The sequence below is a fragment of the Micromonospora sp. NBRC 110038 genome, from assembly GCF_020884815.1.
Classification (GTDB): domain Bacteria; phylum Actinomycetota; class Actinomycetes; order Mycobacteriales; family Micromonosporaceae; genus Micromonospora; species Micromonospora haikouensis.
In genome coordinates, this window is sequence record NZ_BBOL01000002.1 from 583,468 (window position 1) to 596,614 (window position 13,147).

At 75.8% G+C, this 13,147-nt stretch carries 16 protein-coding genes; 5 read left to right on the top strand and 11 right to left on the bottom strand.

The genetic code is table 11. From position 1 onward, the window contains the following. Nucleotides 1-8 precede the first annotated feature (8 nt). From LPU61_RS10325 to LPU61_RS10340, 4 genes are all read right to left on the bottom strand, one after another. Nucleotides 9-896, bottom strand: coding sequence for an alpha/beta fold hydrolase (locus LPU61_RS10325; RefSeq protein ID WP_043965249.1), 888 nt, complete (start codon nucleotides 894-896; stop codon nucleotides 9-11). After that, nucleotides 893-1,210: a DUF2516 family protein gene (locus LPU61_RS10330; RefSeq protein ID WP_043965247.1), complete on the bottom strand. Its 318-nt coding sequence runs from the start codon at nucleotides 1,208-1,210 to the stop codon at nucleotides 893-895. Before LPU61_RS10330 ends, LPU61_RS10325 begins: the two co-directional genes overlap by 4 nt. Before the next feature lie 133 nt (nucleotides 1,211-1,343). Continuing rightward, complete coding sequence (locus tag LPU61_RS10335; protein ID WP_229404783.1) at nucleotides 1,344-2,165, bottom strand: hypothetical protein; 822 nt, start codon at nucleotides 2,163-2,165, stop codon at nucleotides 1,344-1,346. After that, on the bottom strand, nucleotides 2,162-2,845 hold the full coding sequence (locus LPU61_RS10340) for a helix-turn-helix domain-containing protein (protein WP_229404784.1): 684 nt from the start codon (nucleotides 2,843-2,845) through the stop codon (nucleotides 2,162-2,164). The genes LPU61_RS10335 and LPU61_RS10340 overlap by 4 nt, the downstream gene beginning before the upstream one ends. Nucleotides 2,846-3,091: 246 nt before the next feature. Here LPU61_RS10340 and LPU61_RS10345 point away from each other — a divergent pair, with 246 nt between their 5' ends. After that, the gene (locus LPU61_RS10345) at nucleotides 3,092-3,889 is read left to right on the top strand and encodes an alpha/beta fold hydrolase (RefSeq protein WP_229404785.1); all 798 of its coding nucleotides are present in this window, start codon (nucleotides 3,092-3,094) and stop codon (nucleotides 3,887-3,889) included. 39 nt (nucleotides 3,890-3,928) lie between these two features. Here LPU61_RS10345 and LPU61_RS10350 read toward each other — a convergent pair whose 3' ends face one another. From LPU61_RS10350 to LPU61_RS10365, 4 genes are all read right to left on the bottom strand, one after another. Further along, nucleotides 3,929-4,888, bottom strand: coding sequence for an asparaginase (locus tag LPU61_RS10350; RefSeq protein ID WP_043965241.1), 960 nt, complete (start codon nucleotides 4,886-4,888; stop codon nucleotides 3,929-3,931). Nucleotides 4,889-5,009: 121 nt separating this feature from the next. Then, nucleotides 5,010-5,846, bottom strand: a complete 837-nt coding sequence (locus LPU61_RS10355) for a 3-keto-5-aminohexanoate cleavage protein (protein WP_043965239.1) — start codon at nucleotides 5,844-5,846, stop codon at nucleotides 5,010-5,012. A gap of 145 nt (nucleotides 5,847-5,991) precedes the next feature. Then, nucleotides 5,992-7,098, bottom strand: a complete 1,107-nt coding sequence (locus LPU61_RS10360; RefSeq protein ID WP_229404786.1) for a folate-binding protein YgfZ — start codon at nucleotides 7,096-7,098, stop codon at nucleotides 5,992-5,994. Next, complete coding sequence (locus LPU61_RS10365) at nucleotides 7,095-7,562, bottom strand: Fur family transcriptional regulator (protein ID WP_043965237.1); 468 nt, start codon at nucleotides 7,560-7,562, stop codon at nucleotides 7,095-7,097. The genes LPU61_RS10360 and LPU61_RS10365 overlap by 4 nt, the downstream gene beginning before the upstream one ends. A 68-nt stretch (nucleotides 7,563-7,630) precedes the next feature. On the opposite strand from LPU61_RS10365, the gene LPU61_RS10370 reads away from it, so the two are divergent. Next, entirely contained in the window at nucleotides 7,631-8,494 is an 864-nt protein-coding gene (locus LPU61_RS10370; protein ID WP_229404787.1) for an aminotransferase class IV, read from the top strand. 55 nt (nucleotides 8,495-8,549) lie between these two features. On the opposite strand, the gene LPU61_RS10375 is transcribed toward LPU61_RS10370, so the two are convergent. Both LPU61_RS10375 and mtfM read right to left on the bottom strand, forming a co-directional pair. Next, nucleotides 8,550-9,143: an FABP family protein gene (locus LPU61_RS10375; RefSeq protein WP_229404788.1), complete on the bottom strand. Its 594-nt coding sequence runs from the start codon at nucleotides 9,141-9,143 to the stop codon at nucleotides 8,550-8,552. Nucleotides 9,144-9,147: 4 nt separating this feature from the next. Next, on the bottom strand, nucleotides 9,148-9,252 hold the full coding sequence (gene mtfM, locus LPU61_RS31590; RefSeq protein WP_043966460.1) for a small membrane protein MtfM: 105 nt from the start codon (nucleotides 9,250-9,252) through the stop codon (nucleotides 9,148-9,150). Between the two features lie 12 nt (nucleotides 9,253-9,264). On the opposite strand from mtfM, the gene LPU61_RS10380 reads away from it, so the two are divergent. The 3 genes from LPU61_RS10380 to LPU61_RS10390 are packed head-to-tail and all read left to right on the top strand — an operon-like array spanning nucleotide 9,265 to nucleotide 12,152. After that, the gene (locus LPU61_RS10380; protein ID WP_043965234.1) at nucleotides 9,265-9,639 is read left to right on the top strand and encodes a DsrE family protein; all 375 of its coding nucleotides are present in this window, start codon (nucleotides 9,265-9,267) and stop codon (nucleotides 9,637-9,639) included. Nucleotides 9,640-9,688: 49 nt separating this feature from the next. Further along, nucleotides 9,689-10,081: a hypothetical protein gene (locus tag LPU61_RS10385; protein ID WP_052503866.1), complete on the top strand. Its 393-nt coding sequence runs from the start codon at nucleotides 9,689-9,691 to the stop codon at nucleotides 10,079-10,081. A gap of 10 nt (nucleotides 10,082-10,091) precedes the next feature. Further along, nucleotides 10,092-12,152 carry a glycogen debranching N-terminal domain-containing protein gene (locus LPU61_RS10390; RefSeq protein WP_229404789.1) on the top strand — a complete coding sequence of 687 codons (2,061 nt, stop codon included), beginning with the start codon at nucleotides 10,092-10,094 and terminating at the stop codon, nucleotides 12,150-12,152. Between the two features lie 66 nt (nucleotides 12,153-12,218). Here LPU61_RS10390 and LPU61_RS10395 read toward each other — a convergent pair whose 3' ends face one another. Beyond that, nucleotides 12,219-13,073 (bottom strand): hypothetical protein, encoded by an 855-nt coding sequence (locus LPU61_RS10395; RefSeq protein ID WP_043965230.1) that lies wholly within the window; start codon nucleotides 13,071-13,073, stop codon nucleotides 12,219-12,221. Nucleotides 13,074-13,147 lie beyond the last annotated feature (74 nt).

The following is a 13,147-nucleotide window of genomic DNA, read 5'->3' on the forward strand; positions in this document are numbered from 1 at the left end:
GGCCGGCGTCAGCCGTTGAGGAACCCCGAGATCCGCTCCCGCAGGTCGGCGCGTTCCGACCAGAGCACGCCCGGGCGGTCGTACACGTGGAGGGTGGCCCGGGGCAGGGCGGCCGCGAGCTGCTCGGCGACCTCGACCGGGTGCAGGTCGTCGCCCGCGCAGGCGAGCACCAGGGCCGGGGCGGTCACCGCCGCCAGCTGCGCCCGGTCGCCCAGCGGGGCCTGGTCGGGCAGGGCGGCGAGGCCCGCCGCGAGGCCGTCGCGCAGCAGGTGGTCGAGCCGCTGCCGAAGGTAGGCCCACCCGGCGGGCGTGTTGCGCACGGCGGGCGGCAGCTCGGCCGAGACGACGTCGGCGACGGCGGAGGCATCGCCGCTCTCCACCGCCTCGATCAGGTCGGCGATCCGGCTCCGGGCGGCCGGGGTGCGGGGCCGGTCGAGCGCCGCCGGGAGGAAGAAGACCAGCCGGTCGAAGCGCTCCGGGCTCTCGGCGAGCAGCCGGCACAGCGCGCCCGCGCCGAGGCTCGCGCCGAACGCGCGGGTGGCGTTGCCGAGGTCGGCGACGGCCCGCAGGTCCCGGGCGAGGTCGAGGTAGCTCCACGGCCCGGGGGGCGCCTCGGAACGGCCGTGCCCCCGGAACTGGAAGAAGACCTTGCGGCCGGCGACGCCGCTGCCGAAGGGCCGGGTGGTGGCGATGCCGTTGCCCAGCCCGTGCGCGAACACGGTGACCGGGTCGCCGGCGCCGGTGACGAGCTGTTCGAGGCGCACCCCGTGCGGGGTGGCGACCAGCTCGGTCTCCGGCTCGGGCAGGGCCGGCCGGCCCGTACGCGGGGCCCCCGGGCCGGGGCCCCAGGTCCGTGGCCCGCCGTCCGGCGGCGGTGGCCAGCGGAACCCTCTCACCAGGAGGATCCCCGGCCGTCGTGCAGGTCCCGCAGCCCGACCCGGACGTCCAGCAGATAGATCAGGGCGGCGGCGATGCCGATCAGGCCGAAGATGTTCAGCACGTTGTTGGTCAGCAGCGTGAGCACCAGGCACACCGCGAGGATGGCGATCCACCCGCCCTTGGGCAGGGTGCCGATCGCGGCGAAGCCCTCGCCGCGCTGGGTGATCGCGTGCACGAGCGCCACCCCCTCGATGACGAGGGCGAACACCAGCAGCAGCATGGTGATCCAATACTGGACCTGGAAAGCGAAGATCGGCGCGGCGATGGCCATGCCGGCAAGCTTATGCCGACGACCCCGGATCCGTCCGCCAGGACGTCTCCGGGGTCGTGCGGCGTCTCGCTCCGGCAAGCCACCGGGCGGCTGCTGCCGCGGGGCGGCAGCGGGGCCGAACGGGGTCTCTGCGCTACTCGGCGGCCGGGCGGGTCCGCCGGGTGGCCTTGGGCAGCTTGGCCGACGGGGTGTCGGCGGCCTCCGGGGCCGGGCTGTCGGCGGCCTTGGCCTTGGGGCCGCCCTTGGCAGCGGTCTTCGCGGTGGCCTTGGCCGTGGTCGCCCTGGTCGCGCGGGTGCGCGGGGTCCGGGCGGCGGCCGGCTTGGCCTCGACGACCTCGGCCACGTCGGCCGGGGTCGGGACGTCGGCCTTCGCCCCCGGGGCGGGCGCGGCGGGGGCGGCCGGGGCCGGGTTCAGCTCGGCCTCGGTCGCCGCGATGTCGGCGTTGACCGTGTCGGCGGCCTCCAGCACGCCGGCACCGACCACCCGCTCGCCACGGGCGACCAGCTCGGCGTACGCGGCGAGGGCCCGCTCCTGGGCGGCCTGCGCGCCGGCGACGACGACGGCCGCGTTGCGGGCGGCCAGCTCGCGCAGCCGGTCGAGGTCGGTCAGCTCGCGCAGGCGGTTGACGTCCGCGGCCTCGCGCAGGCGGTTCAGGTCGGCGACCTCCCGCAGGCGGTTGACGTCGGCGGCCTCGCGCAGCCGGTTCAGCTCGGCCGGGACGGACCGGCCACGCAGCTCGGCGGCGGTCTGGTTGGCCGTACGCAGGGTCTCGGTGGCCTTCTGGCGCAGCTCGAAGCCGGTCACGACGGCCTTGCCGCCGAGGTCGGCGGCGACCTTGCCGCTCAGGTCGGTGACCACGGTGGGCAGCTTGCGCAGCTGCTCCAGGGCCAGGTCGCCGGCGCCGGCGGCGGCGTAGAGCGGGGCCGGGATGCGGTGGGTCTTCGGCTGGGTCATGACTTCTCCTCCTCGACCGCGGCGGCGGTCTGCTCGGTCTCGACGGCGGTCGCCTGCTCGGCGGCCTTCCTCGCGGGCGTGCTGCTGGGCGGGGCGGGCGCCGGGCCGGCCTCGGTGACGGCGACCGACTCCAGGACCGCCTCGGTCGGGGTGCCCTCCGGCGTGGTGGGCCCGGTCGCGGCCGGGGTGGCCGTGCCCGGGGCCTCCGGGGCGGTGCCCGGCGCGGACGGAGCGGCGGCCGGGCCGGCACCCGAGCCGGCCCGGGCGGTGGCTTCGGTTGTCTGGGCGGCTTCGGCGGCGGCCTCGGCCGCCTCGGTGGCGGCCTCCGCCTCGGCGAGCCGGCTGTTCTCCCGGCGGAACGTCTCGTAGATCTGGGTCAGGGACTGCTTCTGCGCCATCGTGAGATCGGGGTCGACCGCGATGGCGGCGAGCACGCCCTGCCCCTCCTTGTCGTCGAGCAGGCCGGCCCGCAGGTACATCGCCGGGGTGGAGACCCGCAGCGCGCTGGCGAGCTGCTGGAGCACCTCGGCGCTGGGCTTGCGCAGGCCGCGCTCGATCTGGCTGAGGTACGGGTTGCTGACGCCCGCCTGCTCGGCGAGCTGCCGCAGCGAGATCTTCGCGTTGCGCCGCAGGTCACGGATGAACCCGCCGACGTCAGGTAGGTCCTTGGGAGTGGCCATGACCCCACGCTAACCGGCCCTGCTAGCTGCTGCAAGCAAAACGCTAACCCGAGTTAGCAAGGTCTCACGCCGGGCCGGGGACGCGGTCGTCGCGGGACGGGATGCCGGGCGGATGGGGGCATCAACGGGACGGGATACCCCCATGTCCCCGACATGAAGTCGATCAACCCAGCCCACCGCCCCTGGTCAGCGCCGCCCGGCTTGAATCTGTTGCGCGTCGTGCGTCCGGTCCGTACCTTCCCCGGGGTGACGAAGATCGAGATCAACGGCGCGAATCTCGCGTACGACGACACGGGTGACGGAACGCCCGTGCTCCTGCTGCACGCCGGCATCGCCGACCGGCGCATGTGGCGGGAACAGGTGCCCGCCCTGGCCGCCCGGCACCGCGTGATCGCCGTCGACCTGCGCGGCTACGGCGACTCCGAACTGCCCACCGACCCGTTCGCCCACCACGACGACGTGGTCGGCCTCCTGGACGCCCTGGAACTGCCCCGGGCCGCCCTCGTCGGGTGCTCCTTCGGCGGGGCCGTGGCGATCGACACCGCTCTCGCATACCCGGATCGGGTCGGCGCACTCGCCCTGTTCGGCACGGCCGTCAGCGGCAGCGAGTGGTCCGACGAGGCCAACGACCTCTGGGACGACCTGGTGGGCGAAACCGACCCCGAGGACTTCGCGGCCACGGCGGCCGGCGAGGTGCGGTTCTGGGTGGTCGGCCCGGGCCGCCGCCCCGAAGACGTCGACCCGGAGCTGATCCGGTTCGCCGAGGAGATGGACCGCCGGGCCCTCGCGGCCGAGCTGGCGCTGAGCGCCGTCGAGGTGGCCGAACTCGACCCGCCCGCGATCGAGCGGCTCGGCGAGCTGCACGTACCGGTGCTGGTGGCCGCCGGGGCCGCCGACGTGCCGGACATCGGCCGACTGGCCGACCGGATCGCCGCCGAGGTGCCGGGCGCGGTGCGGCTGCCGGACGTACCGGACGCCGGGCACCTGCTCCCCCTGGAACGCCCGGACGCCGTCAACGGCGCGCTGCTGGACTTCCTGCGGTAGGAGGGCGGTCAGGCGTCCCCTCGGGCCGGTCCGCCGTCGTCACCAGACCGGGCGGACCGCCCCGACCGGGATCCCGCCGCCGAGCAGCGGCAGCTCGGCGTACTCGTCGAGGACGGGTGCCCGGACGCCCAGCCGGCGCAGCGCGGAGACCAGGACCGGCATCCGGGCCCGCGTCGCCCCGTCGTCGATCTTCAGGGCGACCGCGCCGACGCCGGGCAGCGCGGCGGCGATCACCCCCTCCGCGCCGATCTTCGCGACCGCGCCGGGCAGGCCGCGCATGAGCCGGCTGTCCTCGGCCCAGGTGCCGCCGACCAGCTCCGGGTGCGCCCGCATGGCGTCCGCCACGGTCCGCTCCGGCGAGCCGGGCACGGCGGAGACCAGCCGCAGGTACGCGCGGGCCAGCCCGGTCAGCGACACGGCCAGCACCGGCGCGCCGCAGCCGTCGACGCCGACCGCCGCCACCGGCTCCCCGGTGCACTCCTCGACGGCCGAGCGCAGCGCGAGCTGCAACGGGTGCTCCGGCTGCCGGTAGCCCGCCCGGGGCCAGCCGGCGGCCAGGCAGGTGAGCAGCATGCCGGTGTGCTTGCCGGAGCAGTTCATCCGGCCCCGGGTGGGCCCGCCGCCCGCGCGCAGCACCGCCTCCCGGGCCAGCTCGCCCATCGGCAGGTCGGGCGGGCAGCCCAGGTCGGACTCGTCCAGCCCGGCACCGGCGAGCAGCGCGCCGACCCGGGCCACGTGGAACTCCTCCCCGGCGTGGCTGGCCGACACGATCGCCACGTCGGCCGGGTCGGTCAACGGCAGCCCGGCGCGGAGCATGCCGACCGCCTGCATCGGCTTGCTGGCCGAGCGGGGGAAGACCGGTGACCCCACGTCACCGGCGGCGGCGACCGTCGCGCCGGCCGCGTCGAGCACCACCACCGAGCCGCGGTGCAGCCCCTCCACGAACCCGGAACGGACCACCTCGGCCAGCGGCACGCCACCGGAGTACGTCTTGCTCACGGGTGGACGGTACCGAGGGGCCGGCGGGCGGCGAAACGCGGGTGACCAGCGCAGTCATCCGAGCCGCGACAGGGGCGACGGCCAGGCCGGGGCTTACCTGCGCGCGCCGCCCGACCGGGGCCTAGCGGGGTGCGACGCCGAGCAGCTCGCGGGCCTCGGTGGTGGTCAGCGGCGGGCGCTGCGCGAGCTGGGCGAAGCCCACCGCCCGTGCCACGAGCTGCATGTTCGACTCGACCGGCCGGCCCTTCGCATACGTCACCGTGTCCTCCATGCCGACCCGCAGGTGCCCGCCGGCCGACAGGGAGGCCAGCAGCACCGGGATGGTGCTGCGCCCGATGCCGGTGGCCGAGAACGTGGTGCCCTCCGGCAGGTCGCGCAGCGCCTGGTGGGCGGCGGCCAGCGTCGCCGTGGTGCCCGGCATGCCGCCCGGCACGCCCATCACGAAGTCGACGTGCACGTGCCCGCCGTGCGGCAGGCCGTGCTTGCCGAGGAGCCGTTGCAGGGCGGTCAGGTGGCCGAGGTCGAAGATCTCGTACTCGGGCACGATGCCGCGCTCCTGCATCCGGGTGTGCAGGTCGACGATGAACTCCCAGCGGTTGAGGAAGACGTCGTCGCCGAAGTTGAGCGTGCCCATCGTGCAGGACGCCATGTCCGGCCCGGCGTCCAGCACGGCCAGCCGGTCGGCCTCCGGGTCGGTCACCGCGCCACCGGTGGAGAGCTGCACGATCAGGTCGGTGCCCTCGCGCAGCGCCGCCACGGTCTCCCGCAGCCGCCCCTGGTCGAGCGTGGGCCGGGCCTCGTCGTCGCGGATGTGGACGTGGATCACGGCGGCGCCGAGCGCCTCGCACTCCTTGGCGGTCAGCAGCAGCTCGTCGAGGGTAACCGGCAGCGCCGGGACCTCCGCCTTGGCCGACTCCGCGCCGGTGGGGGCAACCGTGATCAACGTCCCTGTCGTCATGCCGGCGATCCTAGACGCCCCGCCGGGGCCCGGTCGACGACGCGCGCTCCCACAGCGGACGCGCCCGTCCGCCAGCCGGCCACCGCGCCACGCCCCACCCACGCCCTGCCTGCGCGCCGGCTGCGGTGTCAGGAGGGGCCCTTCCTTACTCGATGGCGGCGGCCGAGTCGCCGACGAGCAGGCGGGCGTCGTCGGGGACGTTGCGCTTCAGCACCGCCAGCGCGACCTGGCCCAGCTCGTGGTGCAGCACCGCCGTGCCGACGAAGCCGACCGCCCGGCCGTCGAGGGTCACCGGCGTGCCGGCGGCCGGCAGCCGGTCGGTGGTCACCCCGTCCAGGTGCAGCAGCACGAGGCGACGCGGCGGCCGCCCCATGTTGTGCACCCGGGCCACCGTCTCCTGGCCCCGGTAGCAGCCCTTGTCCAGGTGCACCGCCGGGGCGACCAGGTCCACCTCGGCCGGGATGGTCCGGTGGTCGGTGTCCACCCCGACCCGGGCCCGCCGGGCGGCGACCCGGATCGCCTCGTACGCCCACAGCCCCACCGGCGGCACCCCGGCTGCGCGCAGCTCGGCGACGACCCGGTCCATGGCCGGGCGGGGCACCAGCAGGTCCACGCCCAGCGGCCCCCGCCGGGCCCACCCGCCGCCGGGCAGCGGCGCGACGGAGTACCGGACGGTGGGCCGGGGCGGCAGCTCGCCGGCGCGGAACTTCGGGCCGGGCACCGCGACGGCGTCGGGCGCGGCCAGCCCGGTCACGCCCAGCGTGGCGAGCGCCCCGGTCGCCTCCGGCCCCACCAGCGAGAGCAGTGCGTGCTCGGCGGTGGCGTCGCGGGGCTCGACCTTGCTGAAGAACCGCATCTTCTCCAGGTAGGCCAGCAGGCCCCCGGTGGCACCGGGCTCCGTGTCGAGCCAGGTGGTGTCGCCGTCCTCGGCGACCATGGCGTGCTGCTCGACGTGGCCGTGCGGGGAGAGCACCAGCAGCTCGGTGCCCTCGCCGGGGGCGAGCGCGGCCAGGTGCTGGGTGGTGAGGGTGTGCAGCCAGCCGATGCGCTCCTCGCCGGGCACGGCGACGACGCCCCGGTGCGACCGGTCGACGAGACCGACGGCGGTGTCGAGGACGCGCTGCTCCCGCAGCGGGTCGCCGTAGTGGGCGGCGACGGATCGCACCCCGGCCGCCCGGTGCGCCGGCTCCGGCTGGTCCCGGGTCTCCTCGTCGATGGCGTCGGTGGTCACCGCGCCCGCGATGTCGATCATTTCTGCTCCCCGTCCTCGCTCCGGCCCGGCACACCCTCGTCCGCGGGGTCCTCCCCGCACCGGCCGCAGACGCCGAACAATGCCACGTGCCCGATGTCCACCCGGAACCCGCGCTCGGCGACCAGCCGGTCGGCCAGCGGCCCGAGCAGCCCCGGGTCGATCTCGTCGATCGCGCCGCACTCCCGGCAGACGAGATGGACGTGCTGGTGCTCGCCGGCCGCGTGGTAGGTGGGCGAGCCGTGCGACAGGTGGGTGTGGGTCACCAGGCCGAGGCGTTCCAGCAGCTCCAGCGTGCGGTAGATGGTGGTGATGTTGACCCCGGCGGCGACCTCGCGGACGGCGGTGTGCACCTGCTCCGGTGTGGCGTGCCCGAGATCCAGCACCGCCTGGAGGATCAGCTGCCGCTGCGCCGTCAGCCGCAGCCCACGGGCGCGGAGCACTTCCGCGAGGGATGACTCGGACACCGTCCGATCATAGTTCGGCCGCCGCGAAGCGCCGGCCGCCACGGGGTACGCGACTAGGCTCACCGGTCGTGGCGGAGGTGGGCAGCGGGGCGTACGCGCGGGTCGCGGTGCTGGGGCGGGGCGTCGTGCCGGCCGGTGAGCCGGTGCTGCGCGGCGACGACCTGGGCGCGCTCCAGGGCGACGGGCTCTTCGAGACCATGCACGTACGCGGCGGGCGGCCCTGGCTGCGCGACGAGCACCTGGCCCGGCTGGCCCGGGGGGCCGCCCGGATCGACCTGCCGCTGCCGCCGGCCGGGGTGCTGGTCGAGCTGCTGGAGGAGGTCTGCGCGGGCTGGCCGGTCGACGCGGAGGGCGCGCTGCGGCTGGTCTGCACGCGGGGGCCGGAGGGCGGCGGGCCGCCGTCGGCGCACGCCACGCTCGCCAGGGTGCCGGCCGCCGCCCGGCGGGCCCGGCTCGAAGGGATCTCCGTGGCGACCCTGCCGCTGGGCGTGGCCGCCACCGCCCGCCCCGCCCTGGGCTGGCTCCCGGTCGGGATCAAGTCGACGTCGTACGCGGTGAGCGCCGCCGCCCGCCGCTGGGCCGCCGGGCACGGCGTGGACGACGTGCTGTGGGTCTCCACCGACGGCTACGCCCTGGAGGGGCCGACCGCGAACGTCGTCTGGCTGGCCGGGCGCACCCTGTGCACGGTGCCGGCCGCCGCCACCGGCATCCTGCCCGGGGTGACCGCCGCCTGGCTGCTGGACCACGCCGCCGACCTGGGCCTGACCGCCGAGGAGCGCATGGTCACCCCGGCCGGGCTGCGCGCCGCCGACGGGGTGTGGTTCACCTCGTCCCTGCGCGGCCTGGCCCCGGTGCACACCCTGGACGGGACCCGCCTGCCGCGCCCGGCGCTCACCGGGGCCGCCCAGGCCCTGCTGGCCCACCCCCGCTGAGGGCGCGGGGCGGCTGGGGCGGGGCCGGGCGGGGAGGCCGGGCCGGCAGCGCGGGTCAGCCGGCGACGCGGATCAGGCGGGCCGACAGGTGCGGGGTCAGGGAGTGGCCCATGGCGGCCATGTCCTGCGCGTAGAGCAACGCGCCCTCGACGATGCCGAAGAGGCGGTGGCCGGCGGTGACCTCCTTGGCCGTGGCGGTGCGCACCACGGCGTCGGTGACGAACTCGACCTGGGTGCCCTTGCGCTTGCCGATGTGCAGCTCCATCACGCCCGTCGGCACGGACATGAGGGCCTCCAGCTCGTCGGTGGCCCGGCCGTCGCCGTCGAGCACCGGACGCCACCAGCCGATCTCCCGGCCGCCGGGGCGCACCGGCCGACTCTGCTCGTCGAGGATCCACGCCCGCGACTCGTAGTGCAGGAACGGCCGGCCGTCGTGGCTGATCCGGATCTCCTGGGCGAAGTCGAAGTCCTCGATCGTCGGGTAGCCGCCCCGGCCCCGGCCGCGCCACACCCCAACGTACGGCAGCAGGCCGTCCAGCGTCGGGTGCAGCTTCGGGCCGACGCGCAGATCGTGGCTCTCCTCGTACGGGTACTCCTCGACCGGGGGCGCGTTCAGCCACGGCGGCTGGAGGGGGTTCTCGTCGCTCACCAGGTCACCAACGTCCTCTCGAGATGCGTACGGCAACGTAGACCAGGCCACCGGCGAGCGCGCCCAGGCCGGCGACCAGCAGGCTGACGAACCCGATCTCGGTAACCATCCCGGTCATCCTATGCTGGGCCCCATGGCCCGCTCTCTCGTCGTCAAGGCGACCGCCGGGGCCGACGCCCCGGAGCGGTGCGCCCAGGCATTCACCGTCGCCGCCACGGCCGCCGCCGCCGGGGTGGACGTGTCGCTCTGGCTGACCGGGGAGTCGACCTGGTTCGCGCTGCCCGGTCGGGCGCAGCAGTTCGAGCTGCCGCACTCGGCGCCGCTGGGCGAGCTGCTGCACGTGATCCTGACGACGGGTCGGGTGACCGCCTGCACCCAGTGCGCGGCCCGGCGGGACATCGGCCCCGGCGACGTGCTGCCCGGCGTGCGGATCGCCGGGGCGGCGGTCTTCGTCGAGGAGGCGATGGCCGAGGAGGCGCGGGCACTCGTCTACTGAGTGTCGATAACCACCCGGTTCGTCCCCCGCCCTGCCTACGATCTCCCCTGTGACCGGGGCGACGACCGAGGCGACGGAGCGGTTCTTCGCGACGCTGCCGGCGCGCGCCCCCGCCGTCCTGCGCGGCCCGGTGCGCGGCACGCTCCAGCTCCGGATCACCACCGGCAACCACAGCGAGCACTGGCGGGTCGAGATGGCCCCCGGCTCGGCCCGGGTGACCCGGGAGACCGGGCCGGCCGACGCCTACTGGTTCGGCAGCGCCGACCTGTTCGACCAGCTCGTCACCGGCCGGGCGCACGGCATCTCGTCGATGCTGCGCAACGAGAGCACGTTCACCGGCGACGTGGTGCTCTTCCTGGCGTTCCGGCGGTTCTTCCCCACCCGGCCGGGCACCCGGGACCCCCGGGCGGTGGCCCGGGAGCAGACCGGCCGGCCGGCGTGAGGAAGCCGGCGTGAGGGAGCAGGTCAGCATCCTCGACGGCAACACCTTCCTGGTCAGCGACCGGCGGGGCGACATCGAGCCGTCGCAGGACTTCCCGACCGGGCTGTTCTCCTTCGACACCCGGTTCCTGTCGACCTGGGTGCTGACCGTCGACGGGGAGCGGCTGCATCCGCTCTCCACCGACGACGCGTTCTCGTACCGCACCCGGTTCTTCCTGGTGCCCGGCGCGCCGACGCACTACCTCGACGCGAAGGTGTCGGTGATCCGCAGCCGGTCCATCGGCGGCAGCTTCGCCGAGGAGCTGACCGTGCTCAACCACTCCGGGCGACAGGTCGAGTTCGTCGTCCGGGTCGACATGGGGGCCGACTTCGCCGACCTGTTCGAGATCAAGCAGGCCCGGCGCAAGAAGGGCCGGGCCACCGCCACCCCGGGGGAGAACGAGCTGCGGTTCACGTACCGGCGGGAGGGTTTCCACCGGGAGACCGTGGTGGGCAGCAGCGCCACGGCGACCGTCGACCCGGCGGGCATGACGTTCCGGGTGCGCCTCGACCCGCACGGCGAGTGGACGACCCGGCTCGACGTGGCCACGGTGATCTACGGGGCCCGGGGCGAGGACGTCCGGGCCAACCTGCCGCTGGGCGCGGAACCCCGCTCGGTCGCCGAGATCCAGGCCGAGCACGAGGAGATCGTCGCGCGGGCGCCGAAGCTCGGCTGTGACTGCGAGCCGCTGGCCGGGGCGTACCTGCGGAGCCTGAACGACCTGGCGGCCCTGCGCTACGAGTCGATCGCCCTCGGGGTGCGGCTGATGGCCGCCGGGCTGCCCTGGTTCATGACCCTGTTCGGGCGGGACAGCATCTTCACCTCGTTGCAGATGCTGCCGTTCCTGCCGGACCTGGTGCCGCCGACGATCACCATGCTGGCCGGTCTCCAGGGGTTCCGGATCGACGACTTCCGCGACGAGGAGCCCGGCAAGATCCTGCACGAGCTGCGGTACGGCGAGACGGCCGGGTTCGAGGAGCAGCCGCACTCGCCGTACTACGGCGCCGCCGACTCGACGCCGCTGTTCGTGATCCTGCTCGACGAGTACGAGCGGTGGACCGGCGACACCGCCCTGGTGCGGCAGCTGGAGGCCCCGGCCCGGGGCGCGCTGGAGTGGATCGACACGTACGGCGACCTGCTCGGCACCGGGTACGTCTGGTACCGGACCCGCAACCCGGAGACGGGGCTGGCGAACCAGTGCTGGAAGGACTCCTGGGACGCCATCTCCTACTCCGACGGCCGGCTGCCGGGCTTTCCCCGGGCCACCTGCGAGACCCAGGGGTACGCGTACGACGCGAAGCTGCGCGGGGCGCGGCTGGCCCGCACGGTCTGGAACGATCCCGCGTACGCCGAGCGGCTGGAGCGGGAGGCGGCGGAGCTGAAGGAGCGGTTCAACCGGGACTTCTGGCTGCCCGACCGCGAGTACTACGCGCTGGCGCTGGACCCGGACGGGCGGCCCGTCGACGCCCTGTCGTCGAACATCGGTCACCTGCTGTGGAGCGGGATCGTCGAGGCCGACAAGGCCGGCCCGGTCGCCGCGCACCTGCTCGGGCCCCGGCTGTTCTCCGGCTGGGGCGTGCGTACGCTCGCCGACGACCAGGGCCGCTACAACCCGATCGGCTACCACGTCGGCACGGTGTGGCCGTTCGACAACGCGATCGTCGCGTGGGGCCTGTGGCGGTACGGCTTCCGCGAGGAGGCCGGCCGGATCTGCGAGGGCATCCTGTCGGCGTCGCGGCACTTCGGCGGGCGGCTGCCGGAGGCGTTCGCCGGCTACGAGCGGGACCTCACCGACTATCCGGTGGAGTATCCGACGGCGTGCAGCCCGCAGGCCTGGTCGGCCGGCACCCCGCTGCTGCTGCTGCGGGTGATGCTCGGCCTGGAGCCGCAGGGCGAGCACCTGATCATCGATCCGGCGGTGCCGGCGGGCATGGGCCGGGTGGAGCTGCTCGACATCCCGGGCCGGTGGGGGCTGGTCGACGCGCTGGGCCGCAGCCGCACCGCGAGCGACCCGGTGCGCCGCCGCCGCTGACCCCCGCGCGGCTTCCGGGGCGGGGTGTGCGGGCGGGGCGTGGCTGGGCAGGCGTGCGGGCGGGGCTCAGCGGCAGGGCGTGGTGGCGGTGAGGTCGCCGCCGGTCAGGGCCACCGTGACCGCGCCGGCACGGTAGGCGTACCCCTCGGGGGTGTCGAACAGGACCGCGCGGCCGGCGGCCGGGGCGAGCGCGGTGGCCGGCGCGGCCGGGGCGGGGTCGAGGGTGACGCGGGCGGTGCGGGCCTGGCGGTCGCCGCCGGGGCACGGCGCGGCGAGCAGCTCGGGGGCCGGCGCGGCGGGGACGGCCAGCGCCCGCAGGGCGGCGGCGAGCGCGTCCGCCTCCGGGCCGCCCTGCGCGGACGGCGTGCGGTAGCCGTCGCCGACGGGCCGGCACCCGGTGCGGACGGTCAGCCGGAGCCGGCCGTCGCCGGCCGGGCGGCCCTCGACCAGCACGAACTCCCCCGCGTCGGCCCGCAGCCGGGGGCCGTCACCGGTCACCCGGACCCCGGCCTGCCAGCCAGCCGGCAGCCGGTCGGCGACCTCGGTGAGCACCGCGCGGGGGTCGGCGGCGGGGTCGAGGATCTCCACGCCGCGCTCCAGGGTCGCGCCGTCGAGCAGCGGGGTCACCCGGCAGCCGGGCTCCGTGCGGGCCGGCGTGAGCGCGACGGCCCGGTCGCCGGCCGCCGCGACCAGCTCGCCCACCGCGCGGTCGACCACCGGCCCGGCCTGGGCCAGGCTGCGCTGCTCGCGGACCGTCGGCCCGTCGTCGCGGACCGAGACCCAGGTGAGTACGCCGAGCAGCACCGCCCAGGCCACGGTCGCCACGAGCAGCCAACGGGACCGGCGGGCCGGCGGCGTCGGCTCTCCGCTTCCGCCGGGGCCGGTCGGCGGGGCGTATCCGGCAGGGGCAGCACCACTCACCCGCTCATCGTGTCACGCGTGGCCCAACGCCCGGCCGGCGCGCGGCGCTTCGCGCCCCTGACCGGCCGCGACTC

Excerpts from the sequence above, each read along its gene's own strand:
- LPU61_RS10330 (WP_043965247.1), bottom strand. The coding sequence starts at position 1,210 with ATGGCCATCGCCGCGCCGATCTTCGCTTTCCAGGTCCAGTATTGGATC.
- LPU61_RS10335 (WP_229404783.1), bottom strand. The coding sequence starts at position 2,165 with ATGACCCAGCCGAAGACCCACCGCATCCCGGCCCCGCTCTACGCCGCC.
- LPU61_RS10340 (WP_229404784.1), bottom strand. The coding sequence starts at position 2,845 with ATGGCCACTCCCAAGGACCTACCTGACGTCGGCGGGTTCATCCGTGAC.
- LPU61_RS10355 (WP_043965239.1), bottom strand. The coding sequence starts at position 5,846 with ATGACGACAGGGACGTTGATCACGGTTGCCCCCACCGGCGCGGAGTCG.
- LPU61_RS10360 (WP_229404786.1), bottom strand. The coding sequence starts at position 7,098 with ATGATCGACATCGCGGGCGCGGTGACCACCGACGCCATCGACGAGGAG.
- mtfM (WP_043966460.1), bottom strand. The coding sequence starts at position 9,252 with ATGGTTACCGAGATCGGGTTCGTCAGCCTGCTGGTCGCCGGCCTGGGC.
- LPU61_RS10380 (WP_043965234.1), top strand. The coding sequence starts at position 9,265 with ATGCTGGGCCCCATGGCCCGCTCTCTCGTCGTCAAGGCGACCGCCGGG.